The organism is Terriglobales bacterium, assembly GCA_035651655.1.
Classification (GTDB): domain Bacteria; phylum Acidobacteriota; class Terriglobia; order Terriglobales; family Acidobacteriaceae; genus DASRFG01.
Genome location: DASRFG010000023.1, coordinates 293,384 through 310,204, shown reverse-complemented (window position 1 = coordinate 310,204; position 16,821 = coordinate 293,384). Strand labels below are relative to the sequence as shown.

15 protein-coding genes are annotated in these 16,821 nt (G+C 55.7%); 7 read left to right on the top strand and 8 right to left on the bottom strand.

Annotated features, from left to right (window positions below; genetic code table 11):
* The first annotated feature begins 102 nt into the window (after positions 1-102).
* From VFA76_09785 to VFA76_09775, 3 genes are all read left to right on the top strand, one after another.
* Positions 103-885, top strand: coding sequence for a BON domain-containing protein (locus VFA76_09785; GenBank protein HZR32128.1), 783 nt, complete (start codon positions 103-105; stop codon positions 883-885).
* A gap of 187 nt (positions 886-1,072) precedes the next feature.
* On the top strand, positions 1,073-1,240 hold the full coding sequence (locus VFA76_09780; GenBank protein HZR32127.1) for a hypothetical protein: 168 nt from the start codon (positions 1,073-1,075) through the stop codon (positions 1,238-1,240).
* Positions 1,241-1,246: 6 nt separating this feature from the next.
* The gene (locus VFA76_09775) at positions 1,247-2,419 is read left to right on the top strand and encodes a SagB/ThcOx family dehydrogenase (protein HZR32126.1); all 1,173 of its coding nucleotides are present in this window, start codon (positions 1,247-1,249) and stop codon (positions 2,417-2,419) included.
* On the opposite strand, the gene VFA76_09770 is transcribed toward VFA76_09775, so the two are convergent.
* The 3 genes from VFA76_09770 to VFA76_09760 all read right to left on the bottom strand — a co-directional run bounded on the left by VFA76_09770 (position 2,408) and on the right by VFA76_09760 (position 8,931).
* Positions 2,408-4,768 (bottom strand): protein kinase, encoded by a 2,361-nt coding sequence (locus VFA76_09770; protein ID HZR32125.1) that lies wholly within the window; start codon positions 4,766-4,768, stop codon positions 2,408-2,410. The two genes, VFA76_09775 and VFA76_09770, sit on opposite strands and share 12 nt — an antisense overlap.
* A gap of 150 nt (positions 4,769-4,918) precedes the next feature.
* Positions 4,919-6,616, bottom strand: coding sequence for an alkaline phosphatase family protein (locus VFA76_09765; protein ID HZR32124.1), 1,698 nt, complete (start codon positions 6,614-6,616; stop codon positions 4,919-4,921).
* A 215-nt stretch (positions 6,617-6,831) separates the two neighbouring features.
* Positions 6,832-8,931 carry an alkaline phosphatase family protein gene (locus tag VFA76_09760; protein HZR32123.1) on the bottom strand — a complete coding sequence of 700 codons (2,100 nt, stop codon included), beginning with the start codon at positions 8,929-8,931 and terminating at the stop codon, positions 6,832-6,834.
* A gap of 184 nt (positions 8,932-9,115) precedes the next feature.
* On the opposite strand from VFA76_09760, the gene VFA76_09755 reads away from it, so the two are divergent.
* Together VFA76_09755 and VFA76_09750 are read left to right on the top strand one after the other, a co-directional pair.
* Entirely contained in the window at positions 9,116-9,583 is a 468-nt protein-coding gene (locus VFA76_09755) for a hypothetical protein (protein HZR32122.1), read from the top strand.
* Positions 9,584-9,843: 260 nt separating this feature from the next.
* Complete coding sequence (locus VFA76_09750; GenBank protein ID HZR32121.1) at positions 9,844-10,218, top strand: hypothetical protein; 375 nt, start codon at positions 9,844-9,846, stop codon at positions 10,216-10,218.
* A gap of 36 nt (positions 10,219-10,254) precedes the next feature.
* Here the strand turns inward: VFA76_09750 and VFA76_09745 are convergent, their stop codons facing one another.
* Both VFA76_09745 and VFA76_09740 read right to left on the bottom strand, forming a co-directional pair.
* The gene (locus tag VFA76_09745; GenBank protein ID HZR32120.1) at positions 10,255-10,941 is read right to left on the bottom strand and encodes a PilZ domain-containing protein; all 687 of its coding nucleotides are present in this window, start codon (positions 10,939-10,941) and stop codon (positions 10,255-10,257) included.
* Between the two features lie 85 nt (positions 10,942-11,026).
* On the bottom strand, positions 11,027-12,007 hold the full coding sequence (locus VFA76_09740) for an SDR family oxidoreductase (GenBank protein ID HZR32119.1): 981 nt from the start codon (positions 12,005-12,007) through the stop codon (positions 11,027-11,029).
* Positions 12,008-12,178: 171 nt separating this feature from the next.
* Between VFA76_09740 and VFA76_09735 the strand changes: the two genes are divergently transcribed.
* Both VFA76_09735 and VFA76_09730 read left to right on the top strand, forming a co-directional pair.
* Positions 12,179-13,588, top strand: a complete 1,410-nt coding sequence (locus VFA76_09735) for a UDP-glucose/GDP-mannose dehydrogenase family protein (protein HZR32118.1) — start codon at positions 12,179-12,181, stop codon at positions 13,586-13,588.
* Positions 13,589-13,597: 9 nt separating this feature from the next.
* Positions 13,598-14,560, top strand: coding sequence for a UDP-glucuronic acid decarboxylase family protein (locus VFA76_09730; GenBank protein ID HZR32117.1), 963 nt, complete (start codon positions 13,598-13,600; stop codon positions 14,558-14,560).
* A 24-nt stretch (positions 14,561-14,584) separates the two neighbouring features.
* On the opposite strand, the gene VFA76_09725 is transcribed toward VFA76_09730, so the two are convergent.
* From VFA76_09725 to VFA76_09715, 3 genes are all read right to left on the bottom strand, one after another.
* Complete coding sequence (locus tag VFA76_09725) at positions 14,585-15,511, bottom strand: PilZ domain-containing protein (protein ID HZR32116.1); 927 nt, start codon at positions 15,509-15,511, stop codon at positions 14,585-14,587.
* A gap of 116 nt (positions 15,512-15,627) precedes the next feature.
* Entirely contained in the window at positions 15,628-16,227 is a 600-nt protein-coding gene (gene yihA, locus VFA76_09720) for a ribosome biogenesis GTP-binding protein YihA/YsxC (protein ID HZR32115.1), read from the bottom strand.
* Positions 16,228-16,310: 83 nt separating this feature from the next.
* Positions 16,311-16,790 carry a DoxX family protein gene (locus tag VFA76_09715; protein ID HZR32114.1) on the bottom strand — a complete coding sequence of 160 codons (480 nt, stop codon included), beginning with the start codon at positions 16,788-16,790 and terminating at the stop codon, positions 16,311-16,313.
* Between the last annotated feature and the right edge of the window lie 31 nt (positions 16,791-16,821).

The window sequence follows — 16,821 nt, the reverse complement described above, 5'->3', positions numbered from 1 at the left end:
TGCCAATCTGCCCGAATCCAAATTCCACGCTCCGCATCCAATTAATTAACCAAATAGTTAGTTCTGTAAAGTTTTGTAAAGAGCACATGAAAGAGGGTAAGTATGATGAAAAGCAAACAACTTTTGCTATTGGGTGCTTCGGTCCTGGCTGGTGTACTGGTGATCAGTTCGGCTTCGCTTCCGGCGCTGGCCAACACCGGAAGCGCGTCTCGTTATGACGCTGCAATCCAATCCAAGGTCTCGCAGTTGCTTACGAAGGATGAGTTTCGCAACGTGCAGGCCAGCACTGAAGATGGCATCGTGACGTTGCAAGGATCCGTGGATCGTTATCGCGCCAAACTGGACGCAGAGAAAAAGGTCCGCAAGGCCGATCACGTTCAGGGAGTCCGCGACCTACTGGATGTTGCCGGCGCCTCCATCCCTGATTCTGAGCTGCAGGCGAAACTGGCCCGCAAGCTGGCTTATGATCGCTATGGATACGGTCATGTTTTCAATGCGCTGACACTCGGCGTGAAGGATGGTGTTGTCACTTTGGGTGGGGAAGTAATCAACTATCCTGATCGCGATTCCGCCATCAGCTTGGTTCAGAACGAGCCCGGCGTTAAAGATGTAGTGGCCAACATCAAGGTGCTGCCCACTTCGATTTTTGACGATCAGCTCAGGTTGCGCCTGGCACGCGTGATCTATGGTGACCCAGTGCTGAGCCGGTATGCGATTGATCCACAGGCCCCGATCCGCATCGTGGTTGACAACGGGCACGTTACGCTTCTGGGCATGGTGGATTCGGCTATGGACAAACAGATCGCCGGCATCCGGGCAAGCTCGGTGTTTGGCGCGTTCAGCGTTGACAACGATCTGGCGGTTGCCAAACCGATAGCACGCTAGTTTCAGTTCACATCGAAGTGCGCACAAGCTGCAGAGCGACTCCGAGCGGGGTCGCTCTTTCAGCTTATGAATCACCCACTCCTTGACTTCTGTCTAGCTCATCACTACACTCGCCCACACTTCGGGTAACCGGGCCGAACCTCAGAAGAACACCCCTTTTTTCCATTTCCCTATTCAGGAGGAGAACATGGCCCGCAAACGCCGTCCGAGAGGGAAGAAACAACCACCTTCGATAGCGGAGATCCGGAAGCAGATTCAAAAAGTGAAGCGCGAATTGTCCAAGGAAGTCAAAGGCCTTGAGGTGACGCTTGAAAAGCTGACCCTCCTTCCCTGCAGGGGCTTTCAGCGCTCCTAGTGCTCCATGCATAGGAGCCGACAGGGCGCGGCTCGCAATCATTCAGCGGCGTCCCGAGCAGACGTTAAGAATTCCAAAGAGATTCTTTACCGGCGTTCTCGTCACCTCGTCTTTTACTGGAAGAACGGCGCACTCGTGGTCGAGAACTATTTGTCCCAGACGCGGACTTCCGCTGCTCCCACCGTATTGCCCATACTGGAGTTTTTCGGCGGTTGGCGCTCTGCAGACGCCTTTTGCCGCCATATGCGCGGTTACAGCCGGACGTCGCTGCGCAGGATCCTAGCTGAACTGGTCAGACATTCACTTCTACAGCGATCCGATCGTCCTCCCAACAATAATGAAGACAAGCTAAAAAACTGGACAGAGTGGGGACCCTCAGCCAGCTTTTTCCATTTCTCCACAAAGAATGGCGACTACGAGTTCGACCCTGTTACCCTTCGCCGCCAGTCATGTGAGCGCGCTGCACATTACGCAAAACCGAAGCAGGTCAAGCGCTACCCTGGCGTGCGGCAGGTTCCGCTTCCGCGACCTCAGCTCCAAGCGGAGCTTCCGCAAGTCTTGCTCGCCCGCCGCACTTGGCGGCGTTTTTCGACGGCACCGGTGGGCTTGTCTGATATCGCCACCCTACTCGGTCTCACGTTCGGCGTGCAGAGTTGGGTGAAAGAGCCTATCCTAGGGCGCCTACCGCTGAAGACTTCTCCATCGGGCGGCGCGCGTCATCCGCTGGAAGCGTATGTGCTGGCCCGCGACGTGACGGGTTTGCAACCTGGTCTTTACCATTACGCGGCTGACCAGCACCAACTGGAATTTTTAAGGCGCGGCGCCACGCCGGGGCAGATCTCGCGTTACCTTGCCGGCCAAAAATGGTTCGGTGCAGCGGCTGCCGTGATGTTCATGACAGCAGTTTTCCCGCGTACGCAATGGAAGTATCAGTCCCCGCGTGCCTATCGGGTGGTGCTGGCGGAGACCGGGCATTTCTGCCAGACATTCTGTCTTTTGGCGACCTGGTTAGGATTGGCGCCTTTTTGCACCATGGCTCTGGCTGACTCCTTAATAGAAAAGGATCTCGGGCTGGACGGAGTTACCGAGTCAGTGTTGTACGCCGCCGGTGTCGGAAGTAGACCCAAAGGGATCACCGGGGGCGCCTTGGCAGGGGTGACGTACCCTCTATTCAGGTAATCCGATTTTGCGTAACAGTTCCTGGAATCGTTGGTCAGCATGCAAACGCTGAAACGCCGGGTGGACCCGCAGATTCCCCATGCGGACGTCATGCTGGCGGTAAGCCTGCTCCAGATACTTCAAAGTCGCGTCACCGTCACCCAAGCCCGCGTACGCCATGGCAAAAGGGTAGGCTGAACCGACGCGACTTCTGGAACCCATCTGGCTGATCACGGTGAGGGCCTGCTGTTTCTGGTGAGAAAGAGCTAACGCATAAGCCAATTCGCCTTCAATCGAGAGGTCTCCAGAAGCAAGAGCTGCGGCTTTTTGAAGCTCGGCCACAGCTTGTGAGCTGTCACCGGTTTCAGCGTATGCCTGGCCCAAGTATTCGTGCGCCACCGGAAACTGAGGGTAGAGCTCCAGCGTCTTGCGCGCCTGCTCGATTGCCCGGTCATACTGGCGTGCCAGGTAATGTATCCATGCCACGTTGGAAGCGATGATTGGTGACAGCGGATCAAGTTCTTGGGCCCGCCGGATTTCCTTGAGCGCCTCTTGAGTCCGTCCCAGCGCTGCAAGATAAAGAGCGTACCAATGATGAGCGGTGGCATAGCTGGGGCTCAGATCCAAGGCGCGCCGATACTGATCTTCGGCTCCCGCCCAGTCCCAATCAAGATTCTGCGCCACGTTGGCGAGTGCGGTGCGTGGCTCGGCCAGCTCAGGGTCGAGTTGCAGCGCTTTTTCTGCGGCCGCCCTGGATTTAGGCAAGGCTTCCGATGCCGGCAACATGCTGTATCCGGGCAGCAATCCGTAGCCGTCCGCTAGGCCGGCATAGGCGAGTGCGTAATCGGGCTGTTTCGCAATAGCGTGCTGAAAGTAGGTCACGGCTTTCTGCAGTGCCGCTGGGGTGCGCTCATTCAAGTTGAAGCGCCCATGCAGGTAATCTTCATAAGCTTCAGGATTCACCGATTGCGCGGCACGCAATCCCACCTTCTCCTGCGACGTCAGCGTGACGTTAATCTCCTGCACGATGGTTCGTGCCACGTCCCGCTGTAAGCTCAGGACGTCCCGCAAATCGCGTTCATAGCTCTCACTCCACAATTGTCGGTCGTCGGCGGCGTGAACCAGCTGCGCATTGATGCGCACCCGATTTCCTGCGTGTAACACCGAACCCACAACAATGGCATCTACCTTAAGTGCCTGCGCAATCTCCGGAAGTGGTTTGTTGACGCCTTTGTACTGCATCACGGAGGTTCGCGAGATCACACGTATCGCCTTCACCTTGCTCAAGTCGGCGATGAGTTCATCAGTCATGCCGTCCGCAAAATAGTCCTGCGTCTGGTCATGCGAAAGATTTTCCAGTGGAAGGACCGCCATCGAGGTAATGCCGCCACCGGCGTAAGTCGGATGTCGACGGTTTCTTGCCAGGAGCCAGGCCGTGAAAGCTACTACAACGAGCGCTGCGACTATTCCCAGTGGAAGCAGTTGGCGCGCGCGATGAGGACGTGCATACTGAAGCGGCATGCCCTGGCGCAGGCGTTGCAGGTCCTCACCGAGTTCCTTGGCGGATTGATACCGCCGCCCCGCATCCTTTTCCAGGCATTTCAGAATGATGTCCTGTAAATGCCTGCGAATAGAGGCGTTGAAAAGCACTGGAGGCGGAGGGCGACGGTGCAGGATGCTGCTCATCAGCACTGTCGTGGTCTTGTCCTCAAAAGGCCGATGACCGGTCGCCATTTGATACAACACGGCGCCCATTGAGTAAAGGTCGGTACGCACATCTGCCGGTTCGCCCCGAAGCTGCTCCGGAGCCATGTAGGCCAGGGTGCCGGGAATAGGAGCTGAAATCGTGGCGCTGGTAGTGACGTCTTCATTCTTCGGCGTCACCAACAGTTTGGCGAGCCCGAAATCGAGGAGCTTGACCTGTCCTTTGGGCGTCACCATGATGTTCCCCGGCTTCAGGTCGCAATGCACGATGCCGGATTCATGCGCTAATTGCATGGTGCTCACGATCTGCTCGGCTATTTCAATCAGCTCTTGATCGGGCAAGGAACCGGTTCCAAGCTTGTCAGCTAGCGTTGCTCCGGCGACGTACTCCATTACCAGGAAATCAATTCCATCAACACTGTCGAACTCATATACCGTGGCGACATTGGCATGATTGAGCTTTGAGATTGCCAAGGCCTCGTTGCGGAACCGCTTGCGTGCTGAATCTTCCCTCAGGGCTCCGGGAGGAAGCACCTTAATGGCGACGTCACGGTCGAGCCGTTCGTCGCGTGCCCGGTATACGACCCCCATTCCTCCTGCGCCGATCTGCTCCACTAGAAGGTAGGGTCCAAGTGTCCGGCCGGCGATGGGGAAAGAACTCGCCATAGCCGGGAATGTTAGGCCGGCAAGTTAGGGCGGTCAACTTCTGAAACAAACGTCGAAAAGAGGCAAAGCTGGGGCGGACTCTCTTCAGTAACTGAAAACGAGATGATCTCCTGAACGCCCGGAAGTTCAGACCAGATTACAAGTTACTACTTACGGCAGGTGATTTAGATAACATCTGCCGGGGAACCTCACTTGAGCTGGCGGCGCCGGAGGAGTCTCCCACGGCATCTTTTCAAAGTCGAAAAATTCGGTCATGTCAGGCTGCGCCGCGTCCCGCTTCGTAAGAGGATCAAGGCCGAAGCGGGTCTCGATCAGCTTCAAAATGGCTGTGTAATCAGCAGGGGTGTTGGAAACGTAGTTCTTCTTGCTGAACGGCGAAACTACGATTAGGGGCACCCTAAAGCCGGTGTACTTGAAGTCACAAACGGGACTTGGATTTAGGCTCCCATCCGGCCTCATACAGATGTCAGTAGGTCGCAAATCCAGCGGCTTCACATTATCGGGGCTTACCGTTTTGAAGGGTGGGACGTGATCGTAGAATCCTCCGCCTTCGTCCCAGCTCAGGATGAAAACCGAGTCTTTCCACGACGGACTCTGCATTAAGGCATTAATAAGGGATGAAACGTAGGTAGCTCCGCCCTGTACGTTGCCCGAGGGGGCGGTGTCGTCGCCACAAGGGTGTTCGTCCGATCCACTGCTGTAACCGCCTTCGATCATTGCTACCTGAGGCAGCGTCCCGTTGGCCACGTCCAGCTTGTATTCTGCAACCGGAACTACCTTGGACCTCACTGCCGGGTTCCTATAGTAATAGCTGAACATTGTCAGATAGTTCTCAGGGGAGTTGGGATTGCCCCCGACGTAATCGGTAACGTAGACCTTCCAGCTAATGTTGTGCTGGTCAAGCGCCTCGAAAATAGTTTTATTGGGCAGCGGTTTTCCTCCGACCGGAGGAATTGGATAGACGTGCCCAGCGGACGTGCCGGCCATTAGAAACATGCGATTCGGCTGAGTGCGTGACATCACCGGTGCAAACCAGCGATCCGAAGTCCCGAAATTCGACGCCATGAAATAGTAGTAATTCAGGTCTTCTCCGTTGTAATAGCCCATCACTCGCGCCCCAGCCTTGTCGAAGTACGGCTGACCTTTTAATGGACCAGCTTGATTGGTCTGTCCGGCTGCCGTGTGCACGAAGCCGTTCATCTCTGGATTGGTTGAGTAAACATCGCGCAAGTTCCAGTCAGAGTGACTCTCATTCCATGACGGGCTGGGATTTTCCAGGCACATCGCATTCAAGTGGAACGCGGTGATGCTCGAAGAACCGTCTGCAGTGGGGTTCGAGGCATGAAGCGGCTCTGCGTCGAAGTGGGTTCCGTTCGTAAGCTGAGGGTAGTTGTGCGCCTGCCAATAATCCGGAAGGTGACCAAAATAGTGGTCCATTGACCGGTTTTCCTGGAGCATGAAAATGATGTGGTTGATCGCACTGATGTCGCCGCCGCCCTTCTTTTCTTTTGTGAACTCCGCGGCTACCGATTGATCAGTAGTAAGCGTCAGCTGGCAGGTTTGCTCGCTGCCGCTACAGGCTGCGTCCCATTTCACAAAACGAGAATTTCCCGATGGCTCGGCGCTTAAAGTGACGGCCGTCCCCGCCGGAAACCTCGCGCTGCAAGTACCGCTTGTGCAGGTGATTCCGCTCGGGTTGCTAATAATGGTGCCTTTGCCTGGGCCTGAAACCTTCACCGTCAGTTGGACGTTACTTAACGGCGAGCCATTCCCACCGGTCGCCGCATCGCACCCGCTGAGAACGGCTAGACAACAACTTAGTAATAGGAGAGTGCCGAGCGATTTCATCCTCTTGATCCACTTCGAAAAGACTCGCAGATGGGATGATGCCACCCAGGATTACTGTTGCATCAGCAGCTTCGCTTGGCCGAGTAACTTCCACTATGCCGAAATTATCACCAATTAAAGGCAGCTACCGCTCCACCGTTCGGTTCATTTTCGAGTTGAGCCTTACGTGTTACAGCTTTCTGCAAATTCCGGTGTTGCGCACTGCTTCTGCGCTACTAGGGAGAAACCGTTATGTCTTCGCTGCTAGCTACTGGAGTGCTCGAATTACTGAGCACTGTGATCTTATGTGTCTCGGGTACTGTTACCAGTTGAGGCGCAGTATAGAAGCCGCTGTCCGTGATCGTCCCCACCGTGGCATTTCCGTTCAGGATGTTATCCACATACCATGACACGCTGTTAAGCATTGGGGGATCGTTTGCTGTCACGGTGAATTGTTGAGACTGGCCGGCAACTACGGTGATGGGCGCGGGTGGCCCAATTGTGATGTTCGGGAAAAAACAAGGGCCGTTCATCACCTGCGTAGGAGGAGTTGGCGGTGTAGCCCAGGGTACGTTCACGAAATCAAAGAACTCGGTCATGTCCGGCTGAGCGGCATCGCGGGCGGTCAGTGGTGGGAGTCCAAAGCGCGTCTCAATAAGCTTGAGCATGGCCGTGTAATCCATAGGTGTGTGGGAAACGTAGTTCTTCTTGGCGAAGGGTGAAATCACAATTAGAGGTAAGCGGTAACCAGTAGCCTCGAAATTGCAAGCCGCGAGACTTGTGTTCGGGTGACCGGTAGGAGTGCCGTCTGGGATCAGGCACTTATCTCCGGGTCTCAAGTCAATCGGGGCTATGTTGTCCGGGCTGACCGCGATATTCCCTGGGTCATTGGTTCCCTTTACTTGTGGTGAAACGTGGTCGAATAACCCGCCGGCTTCGTCGAACGTAAAGATGAACGCCGAGTCTTTCCAAGATGGCCCGGACATCACGCTATTGATCAAAGATGCAACGAACTTGGCGCCAGCTTGGATCTGGACGGGAAATTGGGTGCTGTCCGAAGGATGTTCGTCGAGTGACGATTCAGATGGGGGATCAATGTAGGCCACCTGCGGCAGGGTGCCATTTTGGGCGTCTAAGATGAATTGATCTGTGGTTACTATTCTCTCGGGATGCGTGTGGAGAATAGTTCCTCCGTATTGGAACATATTGATGTAGCTCTGTCCGAACAAACAGGGAGCAGTGGTACACGGCGGAGGTTGACCTGGCTTTTGTGAGGTCGGGTGTACATATATTTTATAGGAGATACTATTGGCATCCAGTGCTTCGAAAATCGTCTTCACCGCCAGAGGTTTGTCACCAGGATTACCTTTAGAGGGTCCATGCAACGGATACGTATGCCCCGCCGAAGTGCCCGCTAGCATATACATGCGGTTGGGCTGAGTGCGCGACATGATGGGCGAGAACCAGCGGTCCGAAGTTCCGAAATTCGAAGCCATGAAATAGTAGTAGTTAAGATCATCGCCGGTGTAATAGCCCATCACCCGTGATCCAGCCAGATCAATCGGAGGCGGACTTGACGGCGTAACCGGGCCTTCCTGTCCAGCTGTGTGAGCAAAGCCGTCTCCAAGGTAAGCAGGAGGAATAGATCCCGACCAGTTCGCGTGCCAGTTAAAGTCCGTGTGACTCTCATCCCATGACGGACTGGGATTTTCAATGCACATGCTTCTTGCGTGATAGATCGGCAGGATGGCGCTGGCTAAACCTGATGCAGGCGGGTTTCCGACGTTGCAAAAATCAGCTGCGCCGGTGCAGGAACCCGGCACCGGATTGGTAGACGGCTCTCCATCAAGGGTGGTTCCATTTGTCGCCTGTGGGTAATTGTTCTTCACCCAATAGTCCATCAGATGTCCGAAATAGTGGTCAAACGACCGGTTTTCCTGCGACATGATGATGATGTGATTAATCGAGGTGATGTCACCGCCGGGGCTGCTCTTGGTGAAAGTCGCAGTTACCGACTGATTGGCGCTCAGCGTCAATCGGCATGCGCCAATACCACTGCAGGCGCCGCTCCACCCACCAAAGGTTGAATTTTGAGCCGGTGCAGCAGCGAGCGTGATCGCAGTTCCTTGCTGAAAAGTTGCGCTGCAAGAACCTGTAGTGCAATTCATGCCAGCGGGTGTGCTGGTCACGGTGCCCGTGCCCGTGCCTGCCAGATTAACCGTTAATGTTTCCTGCGGAGGAGGAGGAGGCTGTCCGCCAGAATCTTTTACTGCATTACATCCACTCAGAAAAGTTAGACCTGTAAATACAAGACTAATCGCTAGGACAGCTCTCATTGGCGGGCGCTACTCCTGGGGAACGACCCCTTGGTGTGGATCGGTACTGCGAGACATGAGATGCCCTGCTCACGTGTTGCTGTTGCATCCGGCAGCTTTGGTCTCATTTCTCAGGGTTTTAGCCTAGAGACGCCTCCAGAGGAGCGGGCTATAGTCGACTATTCCCCCAGAAAAGGCCGGCTAGATGCGAATTGTGGGCTGTGGCGTACTGCTCATCGCACTCGGTTTGCATAGTGCTGCACAGGAAGCTCGACTGAACGCCCCCCCAACGCCCACAATTGTTAGGGAATCGCAACCACCGCTTAGCGGAGTGCTTTCGCAGCCAGCGCCTTTGGACGAACAGCACGTCTTTTTTGATAAACGAAATGGAGTACTGCACTCGTGGAACCTGGCAGCGGAGACTTTTGACGCCGTCACCACTCGCCGCGCTCAGCACGGCAGGCCCATTAATGAGCTGAATCCGTTCGGCGCGGTCTTTGTCAACCGCGGTTGGGGTGGGCAGGTTGCATTCAGTTATGGATTTGGAGTAGGCGGACCGCTGCTGACCAGCTATTTATTGCACCGCACCGGCCATCACAAACTGGAACGCTGGGTACCCGCATGCAACGCGGCCGGATCCACATTTGCCGGTTTCTGGAATCTAAAGCACTGAGCAGCTGGCCCATCCATCACCAAGAATGTGCAATGTGTTGCGCCATCGTTTGCAAGGCGCTCGTCCTTAAACTTTGAGGCTTCTGGTCTACCGGCGGCCATGGCTTGCCTAAGTCAAGAGAACTAGGACACTTACGTGTCTTTGTCGGAGTGGTAAGGCACACCCGCCTCGGGTTTATGGGGATGGAATCGCTCTTGCACCTTTCTTCAATTGTGCCGCAGTCGTTTTCAGCCTATGCTGAGTAGTCCCGGGAAGGTGGTATGGTAAGTATCGGTTTACCGCTGGTTAGAAAACTACGCATTATTGCGTCTGACGACCCCAGCAAGAAGCAAAATGGCCGGAAAGGCGTTTCCCGCTGGTTGTGGCCCATCGGCGTGGTAGGTACCGGGGTTGCTGCTGCAGCTGTGGTTTTAATGCGTGGTTGCTGGCATCGCAAGATGAGCTGGCCTATCCGGGTGGAAGGTTATTCGTATCAGGTCTGCCTGGGGTGCGGCATCAAGCGCTTGTTCGACGAAGCTACATTCCACGGATTTGGGCCTTACGACTACGATCTTCGGCAACTGATCGCCCGCGACCGCGCAGCACGGATAAAGTCCTTGCGCGACGCCGAAGAAGAAATCAGTTCTGCAAGCTAGCGCACGGGCTGAGAATTATCCGAAAATCAGGACCGCTCAGGCATTCATCCCTGCGAAGTATTTTGTTGCCAGCCACTGCTCCAGGTTGCGCTGCATACGCTCAGAGATTTGGCTGAAGCGAATGCCGATGTTGCCGCGGGCGTCAGTCCACGCAATTTCGCCGCGGGCTTCCACGAAACTGTCAATTTCCGGCAGGTCGAAGCGCAGACGCATGCCTTCCTCAGGATCCAGTGATCCCGCCATGCGTAGGCCAACCCCGCCCTGGCTAAGATTGGTGATTACCCCATCCATACGTTCTCTCTCGGCGAAGGTGAGTGCCACGGGAATCTTTACCTCCTGCCGAAAATAGCGAAGCCTGCCACGCAGCATCATATTGCGGGCCGCGGAAAGAGTGCGGACTGCCTGTTCGAGAGCAATTGGTTTTTCCAGCACGAACCGCGCTCCTAGTTCGGAGAGCTGGGCAAGTCCCACACCGCTGCTCGCGATGGCCATCGGGACAGAACTGCGGCAGGATGGATTCATGCGCAGTGTACGCAAAAATTCCTCTGCCCCAGGCACTTCACAGTCAACGATCACCGCGTCATATTTGGAGCGGAGCAGACGGTCATGCGCTGTGGCTGGTTCGGCGTCAACGTGAACGCCGATTCTTAAGTTGCCGAGAACGCTTCCCAAGACGCTGATCGCTTGCCAGTCGTTGGAGAGGACAACCGATTCCAGCGTCATAATCGCTCATGTTATCTGCCGTTTTGTGCGGGCCGAAGATCACGAAAGTAGGTAGACCATCAGACCAAAAGAGGGAGGAGAGGGGCTAGCTGCCGATTTTTCTGCTCACCGCTACGCTCGGGGTCCCCATTTGCTCCCGATACCAGGCGACAGTACGTTGCAGTCCATCTTCAAACCCAACCCGTGCGTGATATCCCAGGTGTTTAGCGGCCAGTGACACGTCAGCAAGTGAGTGTTTGATGTCGCCGGCGCGCTCCGGGCCGTGATGGACAGGGCCGCTGTAACCCGTCATTTTTTTTAGAAGAGTCACCGTCTGGTTGAGCGAAATGCGGTGTCCGTTGGCAATATTAAAGACTTTCCCCGCCACTTCGTTGGCGGGCGCGGCACACGCCAGCACGTTGGCATCAACTGCATTGTCCACGTAGGTAAAATCGCGGCTCTGCTCACCATCGCCGAAAATCGTGGGCTGTTCTCCGCGCAGCATCATCATGATGAAGCGGGCCAGGACACCCGAATAGGGTGAGTTTGGGTCCTGCCTGGGGCCGAACACGTTGAAATAGCGCAGGCAAACGGTTTCCAATCCATACACTCGATAAAAGCACCGCATGTACATCTCACCCGCCAGCTTTGAAACCGCGTAGGGAGAGATTGGATCAGGCGGCATGTCTTCGCGTTTAGGCAGGGTGGGCGTGTCGCCGTATGCCGAGGATGACCCGGCATAGATTAGACGTTTGACCTTGGCCTCACCGGCAGCCACCAGCAAATTGAGCGTGCCATCCACATTGCTGCGGTTGCTTTCTAGCGGCTGGGCGACGGATCGCGGCACGGACGCGATCGCTGCCTGGTGCAGCACATAATCCACTCCTTCGCAGGCCTGCTTAACGCCCTGTTTGTCAAGCAGATCTAATTCCCGAAAGTCGAGCTCACGAGCGATTTCGTCCAGATTCTCGCGATGGCCGGTGGAAAAATTATCGAGACCTCGGACTTTGCCCCCATTTTTGATCAGAGCACGCGCCAGTGCTGATCCGATGAATCCAGCAACACCCGTGACCAAGTATGTGGCCATGGCAGAATGATAAGCGAAAAATGAACGCACGGCTCGAGCGAAACTGCTACTATTCTGCTGATTACAGCTAGGTTGAACTTGAAATGAGCAGCACGGCGTATTCACTTGTGTGCAATATAGCCGGGCAACTTCCTAAGAAAAAAGCTAGTTCCTAATAGTGGGTATCATTCAATGCAAATTGCCATTGTAGGATCGGGATACGTCGGATTGGTTGCCGGCGCCTGTTTTGCTGAATTGGGCCACCAAGTGGTTCTGGTGGACAATGATCAAACCAAATTAAAAGCCTTGGAGAACGGCACTGTTCCCATCCATGAACGTTTCCTTCCGGAACTGCTGCAACGCCATCGCGGATCGCGATTGCTGTTTTCGGATGATCTGGCGAGGGCCGCGAGAGACAGTTCTGTAATCTTTATTGCAGTCGGCACTCCTCCCACCGAGCACGGGGAGGCCGATCTCTCCTACGTGGAGTCTGTCGCGCGCGAGATCGCAGGCGCCCTGAACGGCGGCTATAAGGTGGTCGTGGAGAAGAGCACCGTACCTGTCTACACCAGTACCTGGATTCAAAAGGTAATGCTATTGAATGGCGCGTCGGCAAACTCCTTTGACGTGGCGTCCAATCCAGAATTTCTGCGCGAAGGCACGGCAGTTACAGACTTCCTCTACCCCGACCGCATCGTTCTCGGTGTGGACAACGAGCGCTGTGCGGCTGTTTTACGTCAGGTTTATGAGCCACTCTCCAATGGCAGCTACTATCGCGGGAAAAATGTCATCCCGGAGCCAGATGGGGCCAACTTTCCCCCGCCGGTGATTGTGACCAGCGCGAAGAGTGCCGAGCTCATCAAGCATGCTTCTAATGCCTTTTTGGCGATGAAGATTTCGTTTATCAACGCAGTTGCTTCGGTCTGCGAGAGTGTTGGCGCTGACGTGGAGCAGGTGTGCCAGGGGGTTGGATCGGATTCCCGCATCGGGCGACGCTTCTTGCGTCCGGGAGTCGGTTATGGTGGCTCGTGCTTCCCCAAAGACCTGATGGCATTCCGCGCTGTTGCGCGTGACAGTGGTTACGACTTTCGCCTGCTTGATGAGGTAATCCGTATTAACGAAGACCAGCGGCAGCGCTTTGTGCGCAAGGTTCGCAATGCATTGTGGACCCTCAAGGGAAAACGGCTGGCGGTGCTCGGCCTCGCCTTCAAGGGGGGCACTGACGACATTCGCGAATCTCCGGCGATGGAGTTGATCGAACTGCTGTTGAAAGAGGGAAGCCAGGTGTCAGCCTACGATCCTGCCGCTATCGAGCGTGCGCGAGAGGTTCTGGGCGATCGGGTGAACTTCGCGGCCAACGCGTATGAAGCCGCTGAGGGTGCCGATGCTCTTCTAGTGCTCACTGACTGGGAGGAGTTTGCTTCTCTGGATCTCGATCGTGTTCAAACCGTGATGCGTTATCCTATCGTGGTTGATGGCAGGAACATGTACCGTCCCGAGGACATGGCGGCACGAGGATTTTTCTATTACAGCGTCGGACGGCCCCTTGCTGCGCCGAAAAGTCAGCCTGCCCGCGCGGGAAGCGGCCAAGGAACTGAATAACTCCCACCTATGAGCAAGCTGCGCGTACTGGTAACTGGAGGCGCCGGCTTTCTGGGCTCACATTTGTGCGATGCCCTTCTGGCTGACGGCCATTCGGTAATCGCAGTAGATAATCTGCTCACCGGAAACACCAGTAATCTTGAGCACCTGCGGGCCGAGTCGCGTTTTGAACTGCAACAGCACGACATCTGCGAACCGTTCGACTTCGGTAAGGTGAATTATGTTTTTCATCTGGCCTCGCCGGCCAGCCCGGTTGACTACGGCATCCACGGCATCGCCACGTTGAAGGTGGGCTCGTTGGGAACATTCAACGCCTTGGAGGTTGCTCACAAATACGGGGCCGGTTTTTTCCTTTCTTCTACCTCGGAGTGTTACGGCGATCCCGAAGAGCATCCCCAAAAGGAAACTTATTGGGGACACGTGAATCCCATCGGCCCCCGGTCGGTGTACGACGAAGCCAAGCGTTTCTCCGAGGCGGCGACGGTCGCCTATCGTCGTTATCACCAGGTGAACACCCGCATCGCTCGCATTTTTAATACCTACGGCCCGCGCATGCAGATCAATGACGGCCGGGTAATTCCTAACTTCATGAAGCAAGCATTGCGCGGCGAGGAACTTACCATTTACGGCGATGGCAGTCAGACTCGCAGCTTTTGCTACGTCTCTGATGAGATTGACGGCCTCTTGCGGCTCGCCTGGTCTGACGAGGCTGGCCCAGTCAACATCGGTAACCCAGCGGAATTCACCATTCTGGAATGCGCGCGCCGCGTGCTCGATGTAACTGATTCCAAGAGCAAGCTGAAATTTCTGCCGCTACCACAAGACGATCCCAAGCAGCGTCGGCCCGACATCACCAAGGCACGCTCTGTGCTGGGCTGGGAGCCGAAAATTGACCTGGATCACGGCCTCAAGCTGTCGCTCGACTACTTCAGGAAAGCAGTGTCAAGCCTGGAGCAGGCAGCAAGAAAGTGACTGAGGCAGTGAGCGCCTCGTGCGCTATTCAGGATCGGCACCCTTGGATTGCTCCAAAAACCGCCTAAACTCTTCTCTGGTAAGCAAATCGTTTTCGCTGAAAAATTCTCGCACGGCTGCCAGAAATTTTACGGGATCGCATTGTGACTTCGGCGCCCGGGCACGATTGGTTGCTGGAGGTGGCGCTTCTGTGGCTTGCGGCGCCGGAACTTCCAGTGCCAGCCCGGAATTCGAAGGACTGCTGGTTTGTGTCGCCGGCTCTGGGGTCGGGGACGTCTTGCCTAAAATCTTAGGCCGGGCTTGACTGAGTATTTCCTCAAGACGCTGGCGAGCATCGCCTTTGAATGCGGTAAATTCCACGCCCATTCCCAGACCCGTCACTGAGGTTCGCACCTCGCCGGAAACGGCGAATTCCAGTCCCCGCGCCTGAAGCCTGAGTTCAACCTTGCTGTTCTTGGGTGCAGGCATGGCCACTTCGATGTAACAACCGCCGAGGCTCAGGTCCGCCAATTTACCCCAGGTACTCCGTTCACATCCTGGCGCGAGGAAGCCGACGTCGCCCGGAATGCGGTATCGCACGTGCTGCCTACGCTCGCGCTGCTGTGCGCCCGCAACTGTGAATCCTATAAGGCGCTCTTGTTGCAGTGCGGACGGCAGAGCCTGTTGCCAGATGCACTTTTCTGGCTCCAAGGCGCGGATGCCGATCTGATCGGTGGGTGTGCCCTGAGGACCTATCCATACCACACGAAAACGCGCCTTTTGTTCCTGATATTGAACGCCGACAATTTCGCCCACGCTCTTGATTGAATTGATCCCGTCCAGCCGCGCCCCATGGGAACTCAACTCACTGGCCAGCGCGGTGACGCTGAATGGCTTTCCATCAGAACCCATGCCCCAAACTCTCACGGGCAAGCCTTCCACCTTCGCCGCTGATGTACCGCTTTCCGGCATTTCTCAGACATAGAACGACCGCCGCGGCCAAGTTCGACCGCCGTCGCCATGCTGAGAAAAGTGTGCTGTCCGCCAGGCAGGGTCAGCAGATTACGAAGGACTACGATGCACTAACTTCAGGGCAGTTCGGCCTTGGCCACTCCGGCCAGAGCGTCCGTCGCGGCGCGAATTTGCTGCCATAGTTCTTCGCGTCCGTGCCCGCTGCGCGCGGAATAGGTAAGAATTCGTTCTGTTCCCAGCGCTTGTGCCAGAGTTTGCAGCGATTGCCGAAGCTGGTTGCCGGAAACACGATCAGACTTGGTCGCCACCGCCACAAACGGACGCCCGTAACTATGTAAGGCCTCGCACAGTTGCTCGTCGGATTTTTGCGGTGGAATATTCGAATCCACCAGCACCACACAAAGTGCCAGGTTGGAACGTTCCTTCAAATAAGGCTCTATGAAGCTCGGCCATTCCGCCGAAATCTCGCGCGAGAGCTTTGCATATCCATATCCCGGAAGATCGGTGAACATCACTTCCGGCCGGGGTCTGCCCGGCCATCGCACCGAGTAAAAGTTAATGCTGCGAGTGCGACCTGGGGTGGAACTGGTGCGCGCCACCTTGGATCCGAGCAGGGAATTGATAACACTGGATTTCCCCACATTAGAACGCCCGAGAAACGCAACCTCCGGCGCTACTGGGACAGGAAACTGGCGCGCGTCAGTGGCTGCGGTCACGAATTGGGAGAGGACCCTCAACGTCTCATAGTTTAGCCTGAAGGGAAGGAGTTGTCCGGAAGGAAGAACGGTAAAGCTTCGGCTCACGCCCTCGAGGGCACTGGGGTGGAGGCGCTGCGAGTCAGGGAACGGCTAACAGCATGATCTAAGGAAAATGCACCAGCTCCTCTGACGAAGATGGCAATCAGCAGCGCTAATGCCAACAGATGAAATTCGTATCCCTCGCCTTTTTGCGTGCCCAACCAGTTCATGAAAAACCCATAAGGGAGATGGACCTTGAAGATTGCGACAACCATGTCCACCGCAATGCCCAAGGCAGCTACCCTGGCCATAAAACCGATGATCAGGCCAATGCTGCCAAGAAATTCGGAAACGATGGCGAGAAAACCGAACACCGGCGGAATCCCCTCACGTGCAAAGCCAGCAATGCTGGCGTGATAACCGTAGCCACCAAACCAACCCAATAGCAGTTGCGCGCCATGAGGGAAGATCACAATTCCGACTACCACCCGCATCAACGTCAGCACCCAATCGTCTTCAGTGTTGAGCACCTTCCGGAGCACAGGATCTTCCTCCAAGCGCGGCTGGCAGGCC

Excerpts from the sequence above, each read along its gene's own strand:
- VFA76_09785 (HZR32128.1), top strand. The coding sequence starts at position 103 with ATGATGAAAAGCAAACAACTTTTGCTATTGGGTGCTTCGGTCCTGGCT.
- VFA76_09780 (HZR32127.1), top strand. The coding sequence starts at position 1,073 with ATGGCCCGCAAACGCCGTCCGAGAGGGAAGAAACAACCACCTTCGATA.
- VFA76_09775 (HZR32126.1), top strand. The coding sequence starts at position 1,247 with ATGCATAGGAGCCGACAGGGCGCGGCTCGCAATCATTCAGCGGCGTCC.
- VFA76_09770 (HZR32125.1), bottom strand. The coding sequence starts at position 4,768 with ATGGCGAGTTCTTTCCCCATCGCCGGCCGGACACTTGGACCCTACCTT.
- VFA76_09765 (HZR32124.1), bottom strand. The coding sequence starts at position 6,616 with ATGAAATCGCTCGGCACTCTCCTATTACTAAGTTGTTGTCTAGCCGTT.
- VFA76_09760 (HZR32123.1), bottom strand. The coding sequence starts at position 8,931 with ATGAGAGCTGTCCTAGCGATTAGTCTTGTATTTACAGGTCTAACTTTT.
- VFA76_09755 (HZR32122.1), top strand. The coding sequence starts at position 9,116 with ATGCGAATTGTGGGCTGTGGCGTACTGCTCATCGCACTCGGTTTGCAT.
- VFA76_09750 (HZR32121.1), top strand. The coding sequence starts at position 9,844 with ATGGTAAGTATCGGTTTACCGCTGGTTAGAAAACTACGCATTATTGCG.
- VFA76_09745 (HZR32120.1), bottom strand. The coding sequence starts at position 10,941 with ATGACGCTGGAATCGGTTGTCCTCTCCAACGACTGGCAAGCGATCAGC.
- VFA76_09740 (HZR32119.1), bottom strand. The coding sequence starts at position 12,007 with ATGGCCACATACTTGGTCACGGGTGTTGCTGGATTCATCGGATCAGCA.
- VFA76_09735 (HZR32118.1), top strand. The coding sequence starts at position 12,179 with ATGCAAATTGCCATTGTAGGATCGGGATACGTCGGATTGGTTGCCGGC.
- VFA76_09730 (HZR32117.1), top strand. The coding sequence starts at position 13,598 with ATGAGCAAGCTGCGCGTACTGGTAACTGGAGGCGCCGGCTTTCTGGGC.
- VFA76_09725 (HZR32116.1), bottom strand. The coding sequence starts at position 15,511 with ATGCCGGAAAGCGGTACATCAGCGGCGAAGGTGGAAGGCTTGCCCGTG.